This window comes from Chromobacterium sp. W521, from assembly GCF_052805975.1.
In genome coordinates, this window is the sequence record NZ_JBRBAF010000020.1 from 23,483 (window position 1) to 46,592 (window position 23,110).

General features: G+C 56.3%; 13 protein-coding genes and 1 pseudogene. 9 read left to right on the forward strand and 5 right to left on the reverse strand.

Going from position 1 to position 23,110, the window contains the following annotated elements; all coding sequences use genetic code 11:
* Positions 1–43 precede the first annotated feature (43 nt).
* A complete protein-coding gene (locus ACUXV1_RS21890) occupies positions 44–4,438 on the reverse strand; it encodes an amino acid adenylation domain-containing protein (protein ID WP_446016560.1) in 4,395 nt (1,464 codons plus the stop codon).
* Between the two features lie 124 nt (positions 4,439–4,562).
* Between ACUXV1_RS21890 and ACUXV1_RS21895 the strand changes: the two genes are divergently transcribed.
* The 9 genes and pseudogenes from ACUXV1_RS21895 (at position 4,563) to ACUXV1_RS21935 (ending at position 13,865) form a co-directional block, all read left to right on the forward strand.
* On the forward strand, positions 4,563–4,835 hold the full coding sequence (locus ACUXV1_RS21895; protein WP_446016558.1) for a phosphopantetheine-binding protein: 273 nt from the start codon (positions 4,563–4,565) through the stop codon (positions 4,833–4,835).
* A gap of 298 nt (positions 4,836–5,133) precedes the next feature.
* Positions 5,134–6,297: a histidine decarboxylase gene (locus ACUXV1_RS21900; protein WP_249605367.1), complete on the forward strand. Its 1,164-nt coding sequence runs from the start codon at positions 5,134–5,136 to the stop codon at positions 6,295–6,297.
* 921 nt (positions 6,298–7,218) lie between these two features.
* Entirely contained in the window at positions 7,219–8,790 is a 1,572-nt protein-coding gene (locus tag ACUXV1_RS21905) for a recombinase family protein (RefSeq protein ID WP_446016556.1), read from the forward strand.
* Positions 8,787–9,704 (forward strand): plasmid partitioning protein RepB C-terminal domain-containing protein, encoded by a 918-nt coding sequence (locus ACUXV1_RS21910; RefSeq protein ID WP_203390246.1) that lies wholly within the window; start codon positions 8,787–8,789, stop codon positions 9,702–9,704. The genes ACUXV1_RS21905 and ACUXV1_RS21910 overlap by 4 nt, the downstream gene beginning before the upstream one ends.
* The gene (locus ACUXV1_RS21915) at positions 9,701–10,606 is read left to right on the forward strand and encodes a plasmid partitioning protein RepB C-terminal domain-containing protein (protein WP_203390247.1); all 906 of its coding nucleotides are present in this window, start codon (positions 9,701–9,703) and stop codon (positions 10,604–10,606) included. The genes ACUXV1_RS21910 and ACUXV1_RS21915 overlap by 4 nt, the downstream gene beginning before the upstream one ends.
* 619 nt (positions 10,607–11,225) lie before the next feature.
* On the forward strand, positions 11,226–11,537 hold the full coding sequence (locus ACUXV1_RS21920; protein WP_203390248.1) for a Pepco domain-containing protein: 312 nt from the start codon (positions 11,226–11,228) through the stop codon (positions 11,535–11,537).
* Positions 11,534–12,811 carry a hypothetical protein gene (locus tag ACUXV1_RS21925; protein WP_446016553.1) on the forward strand — a complete coding sequence of 426 codons (1,278 nt, stop codon included), beginning with the start codon at positions 11,534–11,536 and terminating at the stop codon, positions 12,809–12,811. The genes ACUXV1_RS21920 and ACUXV1_RS21925 overlap by 4 nt, the downstream gene beginning before the upstream one ends.
* A 400-nt stretch (positions 12,812–13,211) precedes the next feature.
* A pseudogene (locus tag ACUXV1_RS21930) lies at positions 13,212–13,361 on the forward strand (HNH endonuclease); the annotation flags it as partial.
* Positions 13,362–13,403: 42 nt separating this feature from the next.
* Positions 13,404–13,865, forward strand: a complete 462-nt coding sequence (locus ACUXV1_RS21935; protein WP_446016587.1) for a hypothetical protein — start codon at positions 13,404–13,406, stop codon at positions 13,863–13,865.
* A gap of 513 nt (positions 13,866–14,378) precedes the next feature.
* Here ACUXV1_RS21935 and ACUXV1_RS21940 read toward each other — a convergent pair.
* The 4 genes from ACUXV1_RS21940 to ACUXV1_RS21955 form a co-directional block, all read right to left on the reverse strand.
* Positions 14,379–14,900 carry a hypothetical protein gene (locus ACUXV1_RS21940; RefSeq protein ID WP_203390251.1) on the reverse strand — a complete coding sequence of 174 codons (522 nt, stop codon included), beginning with the start codon at positions 14,898–14,900 and terminating at the stop codon, positions 14,379–14,381.
* The gene (locus ACUXV1_RS21945) at positions 14,893–17,052 is read right to left on the reverse strand and encodes a GNAT family N-acetyltransferase (protein ID WP_446016550.1); all 2,160 of its coding nucleotides are present in this window, start codon (positions 17,050–17,052) and stop codon (positions 14,893–14,895) included. Before ACUXV1_RS21945 ends, ACUXV1_RS21940 begins: the two co-directional genes overlap by 8 nt.
* A gap of 238 nt (positions 17,053–17,290) precedes the next feature.
* Entirely contained in the window at positions 17,291–17,914 is a 624-nt protein-coding gene (locus ACUXV1_RS21950) for a zinc ribbon domain-containing protein (RefSeq protein ID WP_203390253.1), read from the reverse strand.
* 61 nt (positions 17,915–17,975) lie between these two features.
* Positions 17,976–23,069, reverse strand: a complete 5,094-nt coding sequence (locus tag ACUXV1_RS21955) for a RecQ family ATP-dependent DNA helicase (protein WP_446016548.1) — start codon at positions 23,067–23,069, stop codon at positions 17,976–17,978.
* Between the last annotated feature and the right edge of the window lie 41 nt (positions 23,070–23,110).

Sequence of the window (23,110 nt, forward strand, 5' to 3'; positions counted from 1 at the left end):
CGGTTGTCCCCAGGGCAGAGAAACCGCCCCGGGATGAGTTTGATCAAGGCTGACCAGCCACCAGCAAACGCTCCACATCCGCCACATTGCGGCAACGCAGCAGCTGTCCGGGCGACAGCTCCACGGCGAAGGTTTCCCGCATGCGCGCCGCAATGGCTTTCAGATGCTGCGGCAGCAAGCCCATGCTGCTGAAATCCAGCAACTCGTCGGCCAGCTCCTGATAGGAACGCCCCAGCACGCCCAGATAAATGTCCAGCACCGGGCGCCGGTGCCGTGTCGCCGGGGCCGGTGCCTCGGCAACGGCGGCAGCGGGCGCGGGCGGCGCCACAGGGTTCTGAGCCGGAACCTGGGCCGGCGCCTGCAACAGCGCGCGCGCGCCGCGGCGGTCCGGCTTGCCGTTTTGCGACAAGGGCAGCTGCTCCACCCGCAGGAAGCGCGTGGGCACATGGGATTGCGGCAGGACACGGCGGGCGTGCTCGCGCAGATCCGCCGCGCTCGCCTCCGCGCCGGGCTTGGCCACGTAAAGCGCGCCTATGCCCAGCTCCCCCTGCCGCTCGTCGCCCACATCCACCACCAGCACATGGGCTAGCGAAGGATGCTTGATCAGCTCCATCTCGATGTCCGGCAGCGACACCCGCACGCCGCGCACCTTGACGTAGCCGTTCACCCGGCTGTCGAACATCATCACCCCGTCCGGCCGGTAGCGGCCGCAGTCGCTCGTGCGGAAGGCCCGCGCCTCCTGGCCGGCCTCGTCCCGCACCGTGACGAAGTCGTGCTGGGTCAGCTCGCCGTTTTCCAGATAGCCCAGCGCCAGATTGACGCCGGCGGTGTGGATGCGGCCGGCCACGCCGGCCGGGCAATGCTCGCCGCGCTCGTTCAGCAGCCAATAGCGGTTGCCGGGCAGAGGCCGGCCATAGGGCACCTTGGCGCAATCCTCGGCGAGGATGTCGTGCCAGATGCTCCAGATCGTGGTTTCCGTCGGCCCGCCCAAGGACAGCAGCCGCGCCGCCGGCAGGGCGGCGCGCAAATCCGCGATGATGGACGGCTTGATGTAATCCCCGCCCTGGGCCACCAGCCGCAGGCTTTGCAGCCCGCCTTCCCGCCGGCAAGACAGCAACATCTCCAGCATGGCCGGCACCGTGCACCACAGCGTGACGCCGTGCTCGTCCACCAGTTGGTTCCAGCGCATCGCGTCCTTCTCCTCGCCCGCCTCCGGCAACACCAGCGTGGCGCCGGCGCTCAGGCTGCCCAGCACGTCGAACACCGACATATCGTGATGCAGCGGCGTCACCGACATGCACACATCGCGCTGGCTCACCTGCCAGTGTTCCAGCGTGGAGCCAATGACATTGGCCGTGGCCCGGTTGCACAACACCACGCACTTGGGCTTGCCGGTGGTGCCCGAGGTGTACAGGTAATACGCCGGCGTCTCGCTCAGGGACAGCGCCTGCCAGCCGCCGCGCGCGGCGAGCGGAGCGGGCTCGGCCAGCAGTTGTTCCGGCGTGGCCCGCGCATGCTCCGTCGGCAAGGGCTGGGCCGCCACCACCAGGTTTGGCCGGCAGTTATCCAGCAGATAACGCAGCCGCTCCTCCGGGGACGCCGCGTCTATCGGCACCCACACCACGCCGCTGAAGGCGCACGCCAGGGTGAGGATGGTGTGCTCCGGGCTGCGCGGCAGGCATACCGCCACCACCTGGCCCGCGCTCACTCCGCGCGCCTTCAGCGCCGCCATCGCCCGGGACACCGCCTCGCCCAGTTCGCCGTAGCGTATCCGCCGCTGGCCGCTGATCAGCGCCACCCTGGCGTTGTCCGGGTCAAAAATATGGGCGGCGATGCGGCCGAGGAAATCCTCGCGCCGCGCCTCGGCTTCCACGCTGTTCAGCCGGTAATGGCCGTAATCCAGCACCCGCCCGGCCGGCGCCTCGAACACGCCGCTGTCCACCACCTGCTCGATGGCCTGCTCCAGCGCGCTCAGCACCGCGCCCACCAGCGCCGGCTCCAATGCGTCGCGGGCGTAGTCGATGTCAAACACCAGCGCGCCGTCCGCCCGCGCGGAAAAGCGCAGATCCATCGCCACCTGCGGCGTCTGGGTCAGCCCGCCTATCTGGCGCATTGCGCCCTCCGCCGCCGCCGGCCACGACAAGCCATTGGTCACCACCACCGGCAGCGCCGGGCCTGGGCCATGGCTTTCAAACAACATCCGCGCCAGGTCCACGCCGGAGAAGGCCAGATGCTGCAAGCCCTCCATCACGTCCGCCTGCAAGCGGCGGCCGCGCTCCGCCAGGCTGTCCAGCCCCGCCTGCCACGCCACCGCGATGAAGCTGGAACGGTTGGAGAAACCGCCGGACGGCAGCGGCGCCACCGGCACCGCCACGCACAAGCCACCCTCGTCCAGCCAGTGCGACAGCACCTCCAACACCAGCGCCATCACCGTGGTGTTCTTGAAAAAGCGTTGGCCGTTGCCCAGCTTGCTCAGCCGCTCGAAACGCTCCGCGCTCACCGTCAGGCTTTGCCGCTCATAGCGCGCCACGCCCAATTGATCCAAGGGCTTGCGCCAGGGCAGCCTCGGCGCGCCGCCGCAATCGGCCAGCTTGTTTTTCCAATACAGCGCGTCCGCCTTGCGCGCTTCCGCGGACACCTCGGCAGCCGTGGCGGCGGCCGGCCTGCTCGGCTCCACCACACCCTGGAACAGCTCCAGCATCAGCGCGGCGATGGAACGGCCGTCTACGATCAAGGCGTCAAAACGCGCGAACACCGTCAAGGAGCCGTCCGGCAGCAGGAACAGCGTCAGCTCCCACGGGGAGTGCTCCAGATCAAACAGCGCGTGGGCGTAATCCTCGCGAGCCGCCGCCACCCGCTCCAGGGCCGCCGCCGGCGACAAGGCGCGCAAATCCACCTCGCGCAGATTCACCCGCGGCTGCGCGCGGACCCGCTGCCGCAAGCGCGCAACGTCTATCACCGTGCGCAGGCAATCATGACGCCGCACCATCTCGCCCAGCCGGGCGCGCAACAACGCCGGGTCCATGGCGCCGTGGTATTCGCGGAATTCCTGCATCGCCACCCCGCCCAGCGGCAGCTGCGCGGTGCGTCCCAGCAAATACGCCTGCTGCAACACCGTCAACGGCGTTTCCGCCTCCGGCTGCGCCAGCGGGCGCTCCAGCGCGGCCGGGTCCGCCGCCACCGCCGTGGCCAGCGCCACAAAATCGTTGAACAACTGGGCAACCCAGTCTTGTGGCAAGGCGTCCAGACGGATGTCCCAATTGATCAACACCCCGCCGTCCGCGCTGACAATCTGCGCGTCCAGCGCCACCTGCGGCCCTTGCGAAATCACCCAGTTCATCGCGCCGAAGGCCCGCCGCACCCGCTCCGAGAACAGCTCCCCGCCCGGCATGTCCAGCGCCGCGGTGAACACCACCGGCGCAATCTGCGGCGAACGGTGATGGCGGGACAAATCCCGCATCAGGTTGACGCCCGGATAAGCGCAATGGCCGGCGCGCTCCAGCAACTGCGCGGCCAGGTTTCGGCACAGCGCGCCCGTAGTTGGCGCCGCGTCCAAATCCACATCCAGCAACACCAGGTTGGCAAACTCCCCGATGATGCGTTCCGCGCCCTCCAGCAAGGGCGGCCGCCAGAACACCGGCACGTTCAGCCGGAAGCGCCGGTCCCCGGTGGCCGCGCCCAAGGCCTGGGCGAACAAGCCCAGCATCAGGCCGGACAGCGTCAGCCGTTGCGCCTTGGCCAAGCGCCGCAAAGCCTGGCGCTGCTCCGGCGCCAGCCAGGTGCACAGGCGATGGCTGGACGCCGCGCCCGCCGGCGCCGCCCGGCGCGGCAAGGACGGCGCCAGCGCGATATTGGGCAATTGCTCGCGCCACCAATCGCGGTCCCGCTCCCGGGCCGCCTTGAGCCAGGGCTCGTCCCGCGCCCGGTCGCACCACTCAAAGAAAGACGGCGTGGGCGGCAGCTCCGCGTCCGGGGCTTCGTAAAACAGCGCCAAATCCTCCATCAGCACACGGAAGCTGGACGGGTCCACGGCGATCATGTCCGCGTCCACATGCAGCCGGCTATCCCCCGCGCCAAACAAGCTGATGGAAAAACGAACGGCTTGACCCGTTGCCAGGTCAAGCCGCTGATGTGTCCACTGCTGGCGCTTGGCTTCCAGGCGCTGCGCCAGCGCCTCGCCCTCCAAGGCGGTGAAATCCTCCACCTCCAAATGAGGCGCCTTGTCCGCCGCCGCCAGCGCCTGCATGCCGTCCGCCGTTACGCAGGCGCGCAGCATCCCGTGCTCCCGGCCCAGCCTGCCCAGCGCGGCCACCAAACGCGGCAGATCAATGGCTTGGCCGTCGAACTCCGCATACAAATGCGCAGAGACGCCACCCAGATCCGAATGATCGCCCCGACCCATCCAGCAGGCCGCTTGCATTGAAGTCAACTCTCTCATTTCACGCCCCTGAAAATTGACAAATGGATTTCTTGCATTTCTTTCATCTCCATATGGCATCTCTAAATGCGAATGATTATAATTTACACCATTAGCGTGATGCAATGATCAAGGTGAAATCTTCATGACGAATGAAAAGCCAGCAAAACCAAGGCAATTGGAAGCCGCCAGCCCGCGCCAATGGCTGCACAGCCGGCTACGGCAACTGATAGCGGAAGACGGGGAACTGAACCCCACGGAAAACCTGATGTATTACGGCCTGGATTCCCTGCGCCTGATGACGCTGGCCGCGGAACTCAACGCCCGCGGCATCCCCGTGCGCACGGAAGAACTGAGCCGCTCCCCCACGCTGGCGGACTGGGAAGCGCTGCTGGATGCCCGGCAAGCGGGCGCTTGAAGAACGGCAGTGGCCGGCGCGCAGAGCCGGCCCTCACACCTCAAAAACAGACAAAAACCGGGTGCCAACCCACGCCCATCCAACAAGGAAGAACACCAGCAATACCCACCCACCGAGGACCCATTCACGATCTTGCGAGCCAAGACAAGACAAAGTGAGACAAGGCGAGAACAGCTGAGAAAGCGGAATGCACACAGGGTGCATGAGCATTTCGAGGGTGATCTCAACGCCCTGTCTAAACTATCCCGTCGACGCGCAGCGGATCGTGAGCAGGTTCTGAGAAACCACGGAGCCACCCATGTCGCTGTCTTCTCTAGACCAAAACCGTATCGAATCTTTTTGGCAGTACTGCTTGCAGCACCAATATTTCAATCTTGCTTACCCAGAGTCAGCCGACTTCGACTACACCCCCTTGCACCGCTTCCTGCGCTTCTCCATCAACAACTGCGGCGACTGGAACGAAAGCAGCAACTACCTGCTGAACTCCTTCGACTTCGAACGCGAAGTCATGCACTTCTTTGCGGAACTGTTCCACATCCCCTTTGACGAAAGCTGGGGCTACGTGACCAACGGCGGCACCGAAGGCAATATGTTTGGCTGCTACCTCGCCCGAGAACTGTTCCCGGACGCCACGCTGTACTACTCCAAGGACAGCCACTACTCCGTGGCCAAGATCATCAAACTGCTGCGCATCAAATCCCGCGCGGTGGACTCCCTGCCCAGCGGCGAAATCGACTACGACGACCTGGTAGCCAAAATCCAACAAGATCAGGAACGCCATCCCATCGTCTTCGTCAACGTGGGCACCACCATGAAAGGCGCCGTGGACGACATCGGCATTATCCAGGACAAGCTGGCCCAGGCCGGCATCCCGCGGCGGGACTACTACCTGCACGCGGACGCCGCGCTCAGCGGCATGATCCTGCCCTTTGTCGACGCCCCGCAGCCCTACTCCTTCGCCGACGGCATCGACTCCATCAGCGTGTCCGGCCACAAGATGATAGGTTCGCCCATGCCGTGCGGCATCGTGCTGGCCAAGCGCAGCAACGTGTCGCGCATCTCCGTGGAAATCGACTACATCTCCGCCAGAGACCAAACCATCAGTGGCTCCCGCAACGGCCACACCCCCATGATGCTGTGGGCGGCCATCAAGAGCCGGCCGCTGGCGGAATGGCGTCGCAAAGTGCGCCACTGCCTGGACATGGCCCAATACGCGATAGACCGCTTCCAGGCCGCCGGCATCCAGGCCTGGCGCTGCCAGAACTCCATCACCGTGGTGTTCCCCAGCCCATCCGAACCCGTGTGCAACAAACACGGCCTGGCCCGATCCGGCGGCGCGGCCCACCTGATCACCACGCCCCACCACCACGACAGCCAGCGGCTGGACCGCCTGATTGACGACATCATCCAGGACCTGGGCGCCGTAACGGCCCCGGCCGGCGCCGCCATGAGCGCGGCTTAAAGCCGGCTTAGATCCGCCACCTTGTGGCAATGCCGCGTAAAAAGCCGCCCGGAAAGGGCGGCTTTCTGCTGTAACGCCTCCGTCGTATCAGCATCAGTAAAAATGGCCCCCAAACTTGGAGGCCATTCTTCTCACAGCGCAGGCTGTGTTAGAAATCCCAAAAATCTAGATATTCGTGGGATCCTCGTAGCGCGCCAAAGTAAGTGCAACTGCAGTTCTAGAAAAATCAGTCCCTTACAAAGTCTCGCGCCACAGCGTCGTCTGGGGTGATGCCAGATTTAGTGCAACTGGCCTCACCGGCGCCAAATTTTGTGCATCAGTATTTCTAGAGCCTGTTCACAACGAAATTTTGCGTCTCGGATCCATCCCTCAGGCTGCGTCACTCCCAGCTCGATCCTCCTCCATCGGTTGTTGAAGACAATTGGTCTCTGGGCTTGGTCTTGTCGGATCGTCAGGTCCTGCCTTTCCGAAAAGCTCAAGAACCTCACACATGAGTCGGACGATGTCTGGGATCTTGGCGATAGCAACCGCCTGGGGTCTATCCGACATATGCAAAATGCATTGCATCACTTCGTCCGAGTTCCGAATCAAGGCCACCAGGTAGTCCCCCGATGGTCCTCGCTCCCCTGTTATCCAGTTTTTGACTGTTCGCTCGCTGGCTCCCGTCCATCGCATCACAGTCTTTGTTGCACGATGGGATCGTCCCAACTCCTTTTGCAGAGCCACTGAAATTTGATTGGCATAATCGACTTCTGAGCCTTCTGTCGGCCCATTCGGCAAAACCTTGCACTTTTTCGGCAACATCTTTCCGATTCCTCCCGCTAAATTGAGAAATGGAGCCACCACGCCGGCAATCACTTCATCGATGCCTAGCGCCAGGCCCACCATCCGTTGAACCGGCCAGTAAAGCAGGAGCTCGTCATGAACCACTTGTCGAGCAGTCGCATAGGAAGTACGCCATACCCCTACCCTGTCAGGGCGGCGGCATACGTCCGCATGTCGACCGAGCATCAGCAGTACTCCACAGAAAATCAGGCTGCCGCCCTGTTCCTGTATGCACAGCAACGAAACATAGAGATTGTCCGCACTTACGCCGACGAGGGAAAAAGTGGCTTGCGCCTGGATGGCCGTGATGCGCTGAAAAACCTGCTGGAAGACGTCGAGACAGGGGCCGCTGACTACTCCACCATCCTGGTCTACGACGTGAGCCGCTGGGGGCGCTTCCAAGATCCCGATGAAAGTGCCAGTTATGAAATCCGCTGCAAGCATGCCGGTGTGTCCGTCCAATACTGCGCCGAGCAGTTCGTCAACGACGGCAGCCCGGTGTCGAGCATCATCAAGAGCGTCAAACGCACCATGGCTGGCGAATACAGCCGTGAGCTGTCCGTGAAGGTGTTTGCCGGCCAGGCACGGTTGATCGAACGGGGCTATCGACAAGGGGGAACGGCCGGTTACGGATTGCGTCGGCAGTTGGTTGATCACACCGGGGCACCCAAAGCCCTGCTAACGCGAGGAGAACACAAGAGTATTCAGACGGACCGGATCATCCTGATCCCTGGCCCGGCGGAAGAGGTGACCATTATTGGGGACATTTACCGAACCTTCGTGGAGGAAGGGCGAAGCGAGCAAGAAATCGCCAACATGCTGAACCAGCGCGGCATAACAACAGACCTAGGCCGAGCGTGGACACGTGGCACGGTGCACCAGGTGCTGATCAACGAAAAATACATCGGCAACAACGTCTGGAACCACGGCTCGTTCAAGCTAAAAAATCAACGCGTGCGTAACAGCCCGGAACAGTGGGTACGGGCTGATGGGGCCTTTGAACCTATCGTCAATAAAACGCTGTTCAATGCAGCCCAAGCCATCATCCAGTCCCGTTCGTATCGTCTCTCTGACGAAGAAATGCTGGATGCGCTGCGCCAGCTGTATCTGAAGCAGGGGAGCCTATCCGGCCTGGTGATCGACGAGGCCGAAAATTGTCCCTCCAGCAGCGCCTATCAGAGCCGGTTCGGGAGCCTGCTGCGGTGCTATGCCCTGATCGGTTATACCCCAGATCGGGATTTCAGCTACATCGAGATCAATCGCGGCTTACGTGAACAGTATCCTCATCTGGTCGAGGAAACCATTGAGCACATCCGGTCTTTGGGAGGGCGGGTAACGACAGATCCAGAAAACGGCCTGCTCACCATCAACGAAGAATTCACCGTCTCACTGGTGCTCAGCCGGTGCAGGATGACCCAAGCGGGCTCGAGCCGCTGGATCATCCGCTTCGACACCGGGTTGTTTCCCGACATCACCGTTGCCGTGCGCATGTCCCCGGATGGCAACCAGGCATTGGATTACTACCTGTTGCCGGCAATCGATATGACGATGACCAAGCTGGCCTTGGCGCAGCAAAACGAAGCCGGGCTGGAAATCTACCGGTTCGACTCGCTGGAGCCGTTGTTTGTGCTGGCTCGGCGTACATCCTTGCGGGAGATGCTGTCATGACACTCGCACTCCCTACCTTGCACCATGTAAATGGCGAGTCAGAGATCCGCCTAATCGAGCTTGACCGGATCAGGGTGCTCAACCCGCGCGTACGCAACAAGAAGATTTTTGCTCGCCTAGTGGAAAACATTGCCACACTCGGACTGAAACGGCCGATCACCGTTGCGGAAAGGGGCACAGCCGAGACGGGGCAGATCTACGACCTGATCTGCGGACAGGGTCGCTACGAGGCTTACCAGATGTTGGGGGAGAAGGCGATTCCCTGTGTCGTGGTACAGGCCTCCGAGGTCGATCGTTATCTGATCAGTCTGGTGGAAAATCTGGCTCGGCGTAAGCACTCCAACCATGACTTGCTGGATGCGGTCCGGATTCTGGAGGACCGGGGCTATAACAATGTACAGATCGCGCAAAAGACCGGACTGGACCCAAGCTACATCAACACGATCATCTATTTGTTGCGCCAGGGGGAGGAACGCCTGATTGGCGCCGTCGAAAGCGGCTGGCTGTCGATTTCCATGGCCGCGGAGATTGCGCGATCGGGCGATGACGAAATCCAAAGTGCCATGATGCAGGCCTACGAATCTGGCTTGCTCAAAGGTGACCAGCTGATGCGGGTACGACGACTGATTACGCAACGCACGGCGTTCGGCAAAGGCTATCGACGAGGCTGGCACCGCCACGGTGACAAGAATGTCACACCGCAAAAGCTACTGAAGACCTACCAGGCTGAGGTTCGGCGGCAAAAACTGATGGTCAAAAAGGCCGAGATTAACGACCAACGCTTCCTTTTCGTCACCACTGCCTTGCGCCGCCTGATGGCTGACGAGCATTTCCTGACCCTGCTCAGGGCAGAGAATATTCAAGACATGCCGCAACCACTCGCGGAACGGGTACGTGGAGGGGGGCATGCATGACACAGGTACGGATGGGTTTCGAGGCAGAAACCATCAGGGTTCCAATCCAGAGCATCTTGCCGACTCGCCTGGTCAGCCAGGAGGTACTGAAGTCGGTCAAATATCAAGCAATTCTGGCCTCTATCCGTGAACTCGGTATTGTCGAGCCGCTTGCCGTGCACCCGGAAAAGCGGATCAACGGAGATGCCCAGCATTTTATCTTGCTGGATGGCCATTTACGGCTTGAGGCTCTGAAAGAGTTGGGGGATCAGGAAGTTGTTTGCCTGGTTTCAACCGACGATGAAGGGTTCACCTACAACCGCCAGATCAACCGAGTCAGTGCCATTCAGGAGCACAAGATGATCCTGGCGGCGATCAAGAAAGGGGTTCCAGCCGAACGCATTGCCCAGGTGCTCAATGTCAACGTTGACCGTATCCATGAGCGTCAACACCTGCTGGATGGCATTGCCCCGGAAGTGGTCGAACTACTCAAGGACCGCATGATTGGTCGGCAGGTGTTTCACGTGCTCCGCAAAATGAAGCCCATGCGCCAGATCGAGGCCGCGGAGATGATGCTCTCGGCCAATCGGTACACCCAAAGCTATGTCGACATGATTTTGGTTGCGACACGGCCTGAACTTTTAGTCGATAAGAAAAAGACCAAGCACACGGAAGTCACGCCGGAAGACATCGCGCATATGGAACTGGAGATGGAAAAGCTCCACCACGATTACCAGTTAGTAGAGGAGACACTGGGTGAAACCATGCTAGTGCTGGTCGTTGCGAAAGGCTACATCTCACGACTGATGCGCAACGAGGCCATTTCAGGCTACCTGAAACGCCATCACAATGACTTATCGGAAGAACTCGCATCGGTCATGGACGCGATTACTACAGACACACGGAATCAAGGGAGCGAGTGAAGTTCAACGACGGCGGTACTCTTCCTGAATGGCCCTGAATGCACCTACAAGCGGAGCAAAGTAGATACGCGGCCCCTCCATCGCTGCGCGCATGAACTCACGCATAAAATTAAGCATACATCATACCTCTCTTCTCCGCTTGGCCGGTGTCGACACTCAAGTAGGCACTCAGCCAGTCCATTCCAAACGATATACATCACTAGCATAGGCCAGGACTGATGAACCGGAGCACACCTCCTGGGCCTTAACCCAATGCGCGGTGGGCTTCCCCACCCAATAGATCCCGGCTCAACTGACCACCGATTCCGGTGAAGATTGGCCATTTCTGGCCCCTATGCTGAAGGTGAAAGACCTCTACAGCAAGTGGTCAGCCTACTGCTCGGTCGAAGCAAGCGCTCAACTAATTCCTTCAGGCCATTCGGTCATCGGCAAAGCGGTCAACTGGTAGGCGTCCCGTCGTGCAGATCTAAACACTTCATAACGCTGGGCCAGTTGAGTGCTGGCTTGCGCTGGCGAAACAGCAGGGCGACTCTGTGTTGGAAATATCAGCACTTGGCAATCATGATAAATGTCATTTAAATAGCATCTTGGTCAAATAAGTTATTTTGGGAGAATTGATATGGATACGGTGAAGGTTTGGGTCGACGACGTCCAAGAGATGGGAACCAAGTCCGCACTGCCGACTTTGGCTCGCGCGGCAGTCGGCAAGACGGTAGAACTTAGCGGCGATGTACTCAGAGAAAGCATCAAAGGGTTTGCTGCTCAATTCTCGGGCCTGCTGGATGGGGGGCCGATAGGCGAAGGTACCGCAGTGATCGACGAGATTGAGCTATCACTAACCGTTACGGCAACAGGTGGGGTAGAACTGCTGGGAAAGGCCACGGTGGGTAGCCAAGCTGCAATCAAATTGAAATTGAAACGGCAGGCATGATGCCGACGGCCGCTCAGATGTACTTGCAGACGCTAGTCGAGCAGCATCCGCTGCGAGACTTGCCGGCAGGCCGGACCCAAGAGGTGATGAGCGAGCTTGGTCCCCTGGCCCAGAATCTCCATATAGATTTGTACGATCGTGTACTGGATCTCTTGAGCGAACTGCAGAGCTCACTTCCACCAGCCGCGCAGGAGCTTCTGTCCGATGGCCGATTGGTTGTCGGCGAAATTGGTGCTGAGGAGCCCAACGCGCATGTAACAAGATTGGATGACGACCAATTTGTCGTCATTCTCCATAGCGGGCTATTTGAATTCCTTTATCGTATTGCACGGCCGCTCGCAAGTGCAGTGTTTCGATCGACGGCGGACAACGTGACTGGGATCGATACGCCCGAGCTAGCGCGCATCATTGCTGAAGTATTCTGGTGGCTGCAGAACACTGGCGGTAGCTTTGGTCCTGAATACGAGGTAACGGTTGGTCAAAAACACCTAGCGAACATTCTCGCGATGCGTGCCGAACGTTTCTTGCTTGCTCATGAGCTAGGACACGTTCTCTTCGCGATGGGGATGATGTCTGAGCTCGAGCTTACTGAGCGACTAGACGATTCGATGGAAGAACACTTTGCCGATGTCACTGCGCTCCACCTGAGCCTCAACGCCTGTATAGGCGAGAGTGAAGGCGCCGATCAGATGTGGCTCACACTCACATATGCTGGCACCGAGTTAGCACTGCAGATTTGGGGAGTCATGGAGCGGATTGGTCTTAACTTTGTTGATGGCGTGCATCCTCCAACGACCCAGCGGATAGCCGCGTTGCGGAGCTCACTTCGCGAGAGGTGCGAAACAGACGAGGCTTTCGAAGCCATCGTCATGACCGCCAAAGTGATTGAGCGAGCGTTCGACGAGGTCAGTCAGATCATTTTGCAACCTGGCAACTACGCAACGACCTTCGAGGTAGAGGCCGAGTCACTCGTTGGTGAATTCAGACATCTCCTCGATAGGTGCTCGAAGGAACGCATTCCAGATTATTCGACCTTTTACACGGAGGCGCTCGCATTGCTCTCCCGTGGTTATCCGGAGTCGGTTCTGCAAAGTGTCTTCGCCGACGTGGCCGATTGCTTTAAGGAGAGTATGTCGCAGGACCTTGAGGGTGCCGACAAAGCCGAGGTGATAAAGAGATTCAGCCAATACAAGCTGTTGTTCGGCTTGACTAATCATATGCCGGAGCCTGTGAAATCGCTCTACGATGCAGCACTTGACCGTATAAGAGACTAAACAGCTAGGCACTATACCGGTTCGTGGAGTTGAGCCCATAGTGGTAGAACAGGAGGCGTGGTCGATTTCCAAGCTGTAGAGCCGCAGGCCAACCGGCTACTGCATGCCATGACGTTGGAGCAAGTTGCAACCAGACTTGGGCTCGCAGAGAAGCGTATAGCCAGCTGCTCCAGGGAGATGTTCTTACCGCAATTGGTGGTTCACCCCGTGCCGGCGAGCACTGGTGGGTTGATCCGATCTCGCTCGAATCTATCAAGCCGGGGCGGTACCAGCCTAGGGTATCGATGTGTTTAAAGCGTACCATGCCCGATACCCAATAGTGCAAGTCATATGTTGATGGGATAGTTCGGTGGTGGCAAGATGGGGTTTTAATACAGCGTTGTTAGGTGTCTCAGAGACTATGCGTTGTATCTTCTGCAAGCAGGACTCTTCAGCGAGCAAGTCTGTGGAACACATTGTTCCAGAATCGCTAGGCAACACTGAGCACGTTCTGCCTATTGGCTCTGTGTGTGACGGGTGCAACCAGTATTTTGCGCGGAAGGTAGAGCGTCCGTTACTTGAATCGCCAATGCTCAGGCTCCTCCGGAAAAGCATGGCAGTTCCAAACAAGCGAGGTCGTATTCCAGCATGGCGGCCTACAGATGGTTCGGGTCTACCCAACTATCGAGAAATGGGCCGGTTTCTGGCTAAGGTTGGTCTCGAGGTGCTTGCATTCAAAACATTGTCGGTGCCTGGCTGGAATGACGAGCTTGTAGATCACCCGGCACTTGACGAACTGCGTTGGTTTGCGCGCTACAATAAAGGAGCAAATTGGCCATTTACTGCTAGAACGCTACACCCGGTCAATGTCGTGTTCAAAGATGAAAAGGAATCATACGAGCTGCTTCATGAGTTCGACATCTTGCTCACCCGTGCCTCAGAGGTATACCTCGCCATCTCCATCTTTGGTGTTGAGATGGTTATCAACTTGGGGGGCAGAGAGACAGATGGTTTTCACCATTGGTTGGAATGGAACGACTGGGCCTCTCCACTCTATACTCCACGAGATACCTAGCCCATGAAGTGACCTTTCAAATGGCAGGTCCGAGGCAATTCTTCGCCATCCAGACTCACCGCGTGAGAGCACACGGGCGATGTTAGGTGGCAAAACTGGGCCTATCACAAATCAGGCACCAACTCACAATTAAACGGAGATATTTTAATCATGCACCTGTACCACAACGGGCGGAGAATCGCTGATGTCTTTGACTTGGCTCGTCTTGATGATAGGAAGTGGGCATTTGCATGTCGACCACCGATTTTTATTGCTGACGAAGACTATGAAATCTTCCCACCAGGAGGGAGGCCTATGCGCATCATAATTTCCGAGATAACATCTGATGGTGTTCAAAGTCACATACAAGCTCTCGAGCCGTAATATACTCAATCAACATTGACTCTAAGGCATTGTGGTGTTGGTTCTCTTGCAAAAATCCCAAACCTAGCAGGTCAATCAGCAAGGATGTCCCAAGGGCATATTTTTGGGCCATCAGCGGCTTCCACGAAGAATATGAGCAGGTTATAGCAGTTAATCCATATGGATTGATTTACGGATTTCCCAATTAGATGCTTGATGATGACATGCACTAGGTTGAAATACACAACCATTTTTACTTTGACTTAAATTCTGGAGAGCAGACAAAATAGGTTTCTTACTTCCAAGTCGTAGAAAAAACTGTGGCGGCTGAAAGTTTTCTATAACACTCCTCAAAGTAGCCAAAGGCAACGGTACAGTGAGCTTTCTAGCCTCAACAAGCTCTATGGCACATGCTGTTTTCAACCCCCAAAAATATTTAAAAAATTCGACTTTTGACAGTCCAGATACGGAGCCAAACTGGTGCCAAAGCTTTGTAGGGGAAGAAACATGGACTGCGACTATGCTCGCACTACCTGTGATGGCCCCAACTGGAACTTTCTCATAAATCCATACGATATCGCCCGCTTTTACATGAAATGCCCGACGTCGCAACTCTACTTTTTTGGTGCCGGCATAAATGTTCTGCGCATGGCGAGAGTCTAGAGAAATCAGAATGTTTTCCACTTCAGACATTACTGAATGCTTCCTGCAAGATAGCTTGCGTTTGTGCATCTGAAATTGGATTCGTTGTAAGCAGTTTTGTTGACGAACCGCATCCAAAGTTTTTGAGAGCTCCAAGCGGAACTTCACGATGCAACACAAAAATATTGTCAAAAATAACCACAGTTTTTAATTCTGATGTTCCTACCGCGCCGATAGTCTTATCATTGAGTACCGAATGCTCAAACTCTTCAAAATCAAGATCGGTACAGTGCTTGAGATAAGCTTGCCGTACACGAGCCATGGCCACTAAAGCCGCCCGTCCACCACGGCGTGTTGATTCATAAAAAAATATCAGCGTTCCTCTCTTAAAGTGCTTTAAATTAGCCGGCGAGCACATATAATGCCGATCGTTGAAAAGAGATGCTCGTGGCGATGGCAAGAGAGATGCTTGTGCCGAATGGCCCAATAACGGTTCAGCATAGCCCCTCTGTATAGGTGTTATCACCGCCGGCCTGTTAGGTAGGCAAAGCAAGGTTGGAGAGAGCAACGATTCAAGCTCGTCAAGCATTATGAACCGTCGATCGCCATCGGGACCAACAACAGAAACTTGCTGATCTGGGCTATGAAATTTGGGTATTTTATCTGGCAACCGAATACTACTGTTCCGTGCAAGCCGCTCTCGATGCTCAGCCCAAGTTTGTTCTGTTAACACTCCACCCAGCGCTACCTTATAGAGCCCAGTCTGTCCAGGAGTCCCCCTGAACCCTAAGGTTATGGCTGTCTCTCGCACGGCCGGCAGGGACATGGGAAGTTCTAGATCTATTCGTACAGCTGACGTGTTCTCTGGTAACTGGTCGATAAGCAAAGAGAGCATAACACGACCAGCATCAGTAGCTGTTGCATGATCCTTTTTGACAACCATGCGTGCAGTAACCGTCGTAGCCGCTAATGCATTGGACCAAGTGATATACCCTACCAGTTCTTGGCCGGCCCATACACCAAAACGCATAGCGACTAAGGTACTCAACCCCGTGGGTAACCACGCTGCCGCAATCTGTGAAGTAGGGATTTCTTGACTCTTCAAAAAAGAGTGGACTTCTTCCGAATGCTGGCTGTCTACACTATAGATCCTCAACTCAACATTTTCTTTGCCTTCAAATGCGCTGTTCTGAGGTTCAATTCGGGTCGCCAAAAACGCATCTGGAGAGATCAATTCGATTCCATATTTTTCTCTGATCGACCGAGAGGCGGAAAGAATAGCTTCGTCGTTGGTAATAAGCCCGGCAAGACCATGCTGGATTGCGGTCGCAATATGACGCAAGTCCGATTTATCATTTCTAGATAGCTCTTCTTTCTCAGGAAATACAATCTTGCGCAGTTCTGCTAGCAACGGTTCTATACTGGCATACTGGCAAAGTGGCACCTCAGGAAGAATGTCGATGAACCCCTCCATTGGATCGGTACGCCCTGGTGTTGCTGTCTGTCTTAGCTCAGCTCTCAACTCATCGCTTACTGCCAATTTACATAGGTTGGACCGTTCTGCCTGAAATAGTCCAACAGCCTTGCTATGGCGTATACGGCGAGGACCTGTAAGGTCAAAGACAATATTCAAATCTAGCAAGAAGAGGAGATCACTACCAATAGAAAGAGACTGAAGTCCCAGAGGGTTATACTTATCCAAGCCACTTCTCGGGAAAAGCTGCGGAGAGTCGAGCTCATGGCAACGATAAAGGATGACACGCTTACGAGCCTCACCCCCCTTCTTAACTCTTTGGACATAGAATTGCTGCCGTTCCCAAAATGCATTTGCTACGGTCAGGTCTTCTGCAACACCGGCATAAATGGATGTAAAGCCCGCATCGGCTAACACAGATTTAAACTTATCAAGCAAAAAAGTAGCAGCTCTGTTTCGCCTGAAATCTGGATCGACGAACATTTGAATGATCTTGGCTGTCGGATATGACTGGCTAAAAATTAAATGGCCTGCGTACCTAGTGCCATCTAGCATATCCACCACCAACACATAGATACACTCCTTACGCGCAAACTCCTCATAAACCCTACTAGGTAGAAAGCCAAGTGCCTCCTTGTGTGCATCAGCTGCGCTACACACTTGCCCTAGATAAGATTTTATTTCACTGAATTGGCTTAAAACGCGAAATGTATCCACTGCCATTTTCATTTCAACCATCCTCTCAAGGCGATTTTATTTTACTATTTATTTTCGATGTAACTCATCACCAAACTGACCAAACACGATCAATTCAAAACCACCAAAATCAATGAACATCGCTGCACATACACAACATAAATATTCAAAATTTGTAAATTGAATTTACCCAGTATTTATTATTTTTCTAAAAAATAGAATACGGTGACTTCGGTAAGGCGATTCGACCCTGAGCATAGAAGCAAGTCATCTATAGCTCTGGCAACTCGGTTGGATCAAAGGTGTATCTATGTTTATCAGGGTTTCGAGAACAAATCGCAACAATTTCTTTTGCATTCTTTGGCCCCACATAACGTACAGACAATTTAGATTTACAGTGCGGGCACGTGCCACGTAATTTTACAATATGAATAAATCCATTTCTATCTGTCTCCAGCCCAAAAAATTGTAACCAAATAAATTTATGACGAACCAGCGCAGCACCTGTTACAAAGATCACTCCTATAAAAGGAATAGCCATGGGTGGAAATTTAATGCTTAGTAGCTCATGAGCCTTAAATCCAAGATTCGAGAGAATATCAAGAATTGAGGCAGCAAAACCTACCGCACCTGCAATAAAAACCCAAGCTGCCTTGACCGGTGTTTTTATATCACCAGTTCTATTTAACTCATAAATAATTGGCTCATTTCCATGTTGAATTTTATCGCCGATATGAATGTTAGCATTCGGCAAATTGCCAACCCCAACATTGATACTACCTTCCCCTATATTGATTGCAGACCCGGAGTGCTTCCCATTACGAGCATCAGCGCCGCAGGCATGGCAATAGTTTGCTGTTTCTAAAACCTCCACACCACAGTTCGAGCAAAACACATTAACTCCTTGGCTGTTATTTCACTTAACCTAGAAAGGGCCTCTGCCCGTCTCCAGTCGCTCACACATGCGGTTCAGCACGAGGTTGAACCGTTACACGTGGCAGGGGCACCCACCAGCCATCACATTGCAATTGCTGCCGGTAGTGCGCTTCGTCATCTTCCACTGGCTCGCGCCAGACCAAGCTTTCCAGTCTCACCTCAAGAATGTCACCTGTGGGGAGGTTTTGCTGCCGAGAGAGGGTGATCAGCGAAGTGCCAGCCTTGTCGAGTAGGTGCCAGCGGTCATCCACCTTCTTCAGCTGAAGATGCTCTCCATGACGTAACTGCTGCAGGGCCCGGTGTAGTGGGTGTGTTGGAGGCTTTCTTCCTGCAAAGGACAGGAACACACCATCCAACCCGACAGAGCAGTATTTTCGATGCCACTCAGGCGGAGGTTCTGGCTGGTTCCTGGCTTCGCAGTCGAGTACGGAATGGAGGCCACGCAACGGCGTCGTAAATGGATGTTGCTTCGTTTGGCCCCAACACAGCGTCAGTATTTCTGCCGCACGAGTGGCCGCCACATAGTAGAGGCGCCGCTCATCGGATGTGGCACGCCCCCAGCCCCCGTCCAGCACGAATACATGTGACCACTGACCGCCCTTGGCCTGATGAACTGTGGACAGGGTGAGAGCCCCACTTTTATCGCGTCGGGCATCCTGGCTGAATTCGTAGAATGCTTCGATCAATACAGGGGCCGCCAATTGCTCGGCGCTACCCCACAATTGCAGTTGCTCCTGCCAGAATTGGGTGCACAGAGCGAGCCAGTCGTTGTTCGGCTCGGCGGCACTGACCGCAGCGTACTCTTTGGCAACCTCCCCCAAGACCAATGAGGTCGTTGCCTGGCGTAGGCGTTGAAGCAACTCCCGTCCTTCGCGAACCTGATGCAATGACGGTTGGCTGTTACTGGCAAGCCCTCGCTTTTGATAAGGAATGTTCTCGCTCTCGCACCACGCGATCAAAGGCTCTAGCTGCGAGTGAGTCCGTGCAAGAATGGCAATATCGCCCCAGTCGAGCGACGATTTCAGTTCACGCCTGCGGTGAATCTCTGCCACCACAGCTTGGGCTTGGGAAACTGCATCAAGGCCAACCTGGAGGAGTTGCACACGCCCCTGTAGCAGCGGATCGAGCTGTTGCCAACGCCCACCAGCCGGTTCGTTGTGACGAGCATGGTCGATCGAGATCGGATGATTGGCCTTCATCCTCTCTGGATTACGCTCGATAAGTGCGTTGGCTACGTCGATGATATGGCGAGTAGAGCGGTAATTTTGGGTCAGGTAAGCTACGCCCGCTTGATAGTCCTCGCTGAAGCGCTGGATGAACTCGTTACTGGTTTCACGAAATGCGTAGATATTCTGATCATCATCGCCAACTGCCATCAGGGTTAGCCGCTCATCCGCTTCTCGTGTTCGGCCGGCCAGGGCACTGATCAAGTCATACTGCAGACGGTCGATATCCTGGTATTCATCGACCAGAATATGGCGATAACCGCCAAGCAGCTGTTCGCGCAGGCTATCCTCTTCATCGACTCCTGGGAGTTGGCGTCTACCGCTCAGTAGCGCAATGGCTTCTTCCAGGATGGCCCTGAACACCTCTTCGCTCTTCCCGTCAACCAGTACGGCCAAACTACGTCCAGTCAAACGCAGCGCCAGTGCATGATAGGTTAGGACGGTGAGCCCGGCCCCCTGAGCGCCAAGCAAACCTCTCAAGCGCTGCCTGATTTCTTCTGCCGCGGACCGGTTATACGCTAGAACTAGGATGCGCTCGGGAGCCTCTCCTTTGATGCGTACCAGATAGGCCACCCGGTGGACGATGACACGTGTTTTGCCGGAGCCCGGACCTGCCAAAATGAGCTGGTTGCGATCTTCTGGTGCGCAAACCAGTGCTGCCTGTCGTGGATTCAGCGCCCCTACAATGGCTTGGTAGGACTCTTCCGTAGCCGCTCGCTCAAGCTCTTCTTTGCGATTAGCGAAATAGCGGCGGATGAACTCCAGTTTGGGCAGTCGGAAATAGGCCAGAATGAATGCAATCGCATCCGCCATTTTGGCGAGACCAAGACGGGCGTATTCGTGCATGACGTGGATTTGCAGAGTGCGATCTTCGTAGTGTGCCCTCAGCTCAGAGTAGTCGCTACCACTAAAGCCTCGCCCTTTGCTGTCAGGGTTCAAGCGAATAGTCATTGCCGCCCGGAAAATCGCTTTGCCCTTATCAAGGATCAGCACGCCGTTATCGTGCATGAACATCAATCCGGCATTGACGGCGGCCAGTTCACGTTCGACGTTGCCTTGCCATTCTGCAGCCAGCGTCATGTCTTGTAGCAGGGCATCGGCGAGCTCCCCCATCCGTACCGTGACCGGCACACTGGCGCTGCGCACACCATCCGGTACACGCTTAAGGAGATCCTGTAATAGCAGTTGCGCCGCCAGGCGTCGCCGCTCGGCCAGCCGCTCAAGCACATTCCAATCCTTCAGCAGCTTGATGCGCAATACTTCACGCCGGAGTACCCGGACCTGTAGGTAGTCTCGATGCCCCGATGCCGCCCGCTCTGGCAACGGCCGGCCAAGTGAGCGCAACAATTGGAGCACCGTTTCCGGCAGTAGCTCTACGCCGAGCTGGTCGCGGAGCGACTGACACACTGCACGCAGGCTCATTTCCAACCATTCGCCTTTGGCATCCGGAGCTTGCGTACGCATCAGGTCCAAAAGCGCACTTTCGAGTTGCCCCAGACGCTCAAGGCGATCAGTAGAGGAATCCGCTACGCCCTTGCGCAACTGGCAACCAATAGCTAAGTCATTACTGAGCAAATCCAGTTTTTCGAGACCACGTAAGCCCCGCACACAGTCGTCCAGGCTAATACCCAGATGCTGGGTGAGTTCGTCGGTACTGATGCCCTCTTGTTCGTCACTATTGATAAGGTATTCGAGTATCCGCAGGTAACGGTCGCGGCTTAGCGGTGGAAGATCGGCGCTGTTCAGCTTGGCTTGCGCCGCCTCCAGTGAGCTGACTTTTAGGCTGCCAGGGAAGACCTGGGTCTGGTTTTCGTTACGCTCAAGCAGTTGTGCCTGTTCAAGCCAATGTAACGCAGTACGAACCTTGGTATCGGCATCGGGTGCGCTCTCGTCAATTTCCAGTTCATCATCCGGATCAAGCCGCAAAATCTCCCGACTGGTGAGCACGATGTCCGAGCCACTCTTACCCGCATGGCGCTTTAGTACACGCAGGATGCCTGCAATATCTTGCCGGCTGAGCCGGGAGCGCAGCGCCAAGTTGAATTGCGTGTCGACATCATCTTTGCAGAACAGCAGTACGCAGCGAGCCTCGTGCTGGTCTCGTCCCGCACGGCCGGCCTCTTGCAGATAGTTTTCGAGCGAGCCAGGAATCTCAGCATGGATGACTAGGCGCACATCCGGCTTATCCACCCCCATTCCGAAAGCGTTGGTGGCAACGATGACCTGTAACCGCCCTTCAATGAAATCACACTGGATATCTTTCTTCAGGGAAGGATCCAGGCCGGCATGATAGGCATCGCAGGCCCAGCCTTGGTTACACAGAAACTCCGCGATGTCTTCAGCGCTACTTCGGCGCGCGACAAATACCACCGCACCACCGCCATCGGCAAGGCCCTGGCGCAACAGGCTCTGAATCTCGACCCTCTTATTCGCACTGTCGACCTCAATCACGTCGTACTGCAGGTTGTTGCGCTCGACACCCCCATCCATCAGCTGCATTTCCAAACCAAGCCTGGAGTGGAAATGTTTGCAGAGATCATCAATCACATCTTGTTTGGCTGTGGCGGTGAACGCATAAACCGGGGCGATACGGTCGGGGTACCGTTCGCGGATGAAGCGTGTGACGTACAGGTAATCTGGCCGGAAATCGTGCCCCCAGCGCGATAAGCAATGCGCCTCGTCGAACACCCAGCCAACCACTTCACGGTGACGGATCGCTTCAATAAAGGCCCGGTTGCGGAACTGCTCGGGGGATACCAGCAAGATTCCGACATCGCCGAGGCAGACCTTCTCCAACACTTCACGCCGTTCCGGCATCGATAACATGCCATTGAGTGTGGCCGCACACAGCACTCCAGCCTTAACCAGATTATCGACCTGGTCCTTCATCAGTGACTGTAAGGGGGAAACAACGACGGTTAGCCCCCCGTTGCGCCAGTAATGGGACAGCGCCGGTAGCTGGTAACAGATCGATTTGCCCCCACCGGTTGGCAGAATCGCCAACATCGGACGGCCAGCATAGCCAGCTTCAACAATGGCCTCTTGCAACGAGCGGCCATCTAACATAGCAGGCAGGGGGCGAAAGCCATCGAAATTGAAATGTCGCTTGAGTTCACGCCGGATATCCAGGTATTCACTGCAATACGGACAATCCGGCTGGCTACACGGCGTTTCGCGCAGGCTGCGCAACTGTACGCTCACCTTGGGCAGAGTGAGCCGTACCCATGGGGGAAGCACCGAGTTGCCACCGGCGACACCAAGCCAAGCGAGCGCATAGGCAAATGCACGACGCTCCTCTTTGTCTCTCAACAGAAGAGACAACAAGGTCTGCAAATGTTGCGGGCACACTTTGCCTATAACGAGCTTAGGCAAGTGAGCGAAAAACCAATCAGGAGGTGGTGCAAAAGCACCGCGGATCGCAGCGAAAAAGGTGTCCAGGCCTTCTTCACCAAGCAGAAAATGATAAGCAGCCAGCAGTTCCGGTTGCTTTGCCTGCAACTCCTGCATGGCTTGGTACTGATCGGACCACAGCGTCAGCGCAAGTTGAGCATCCTTGAGAGGATCATTGCGACTCTCTCGAACCAGCTTGTAATCCTTGACCAGTCGATGATACGGGTTGGCAGGAAAGGCTATCGGTGACAGTTCAAGCGTATCGACCAAACGCAAATTGTGTAACTTGAGCTCGGGACACAGGGTTTTGAGTACCGGTAGGTCATGGCGCCGGACGTTATGCCCAAGTAAAAAGGCTGCGTCCTCCGCCAACTTGTCGAGAGGCGCCCGTAGCTGGTTGAAATCGACCTTCTTATTACTAATCACCGACTCGCCAGTATCGGCTCGCCAGGCCGCCAGCTGATAAAGCTTCAGCGCATTGTCTAGAGCCGTTTCCAAGTCAATACAGAGTGCCTTGGGACGGAAAGGAGGTAGTGGCG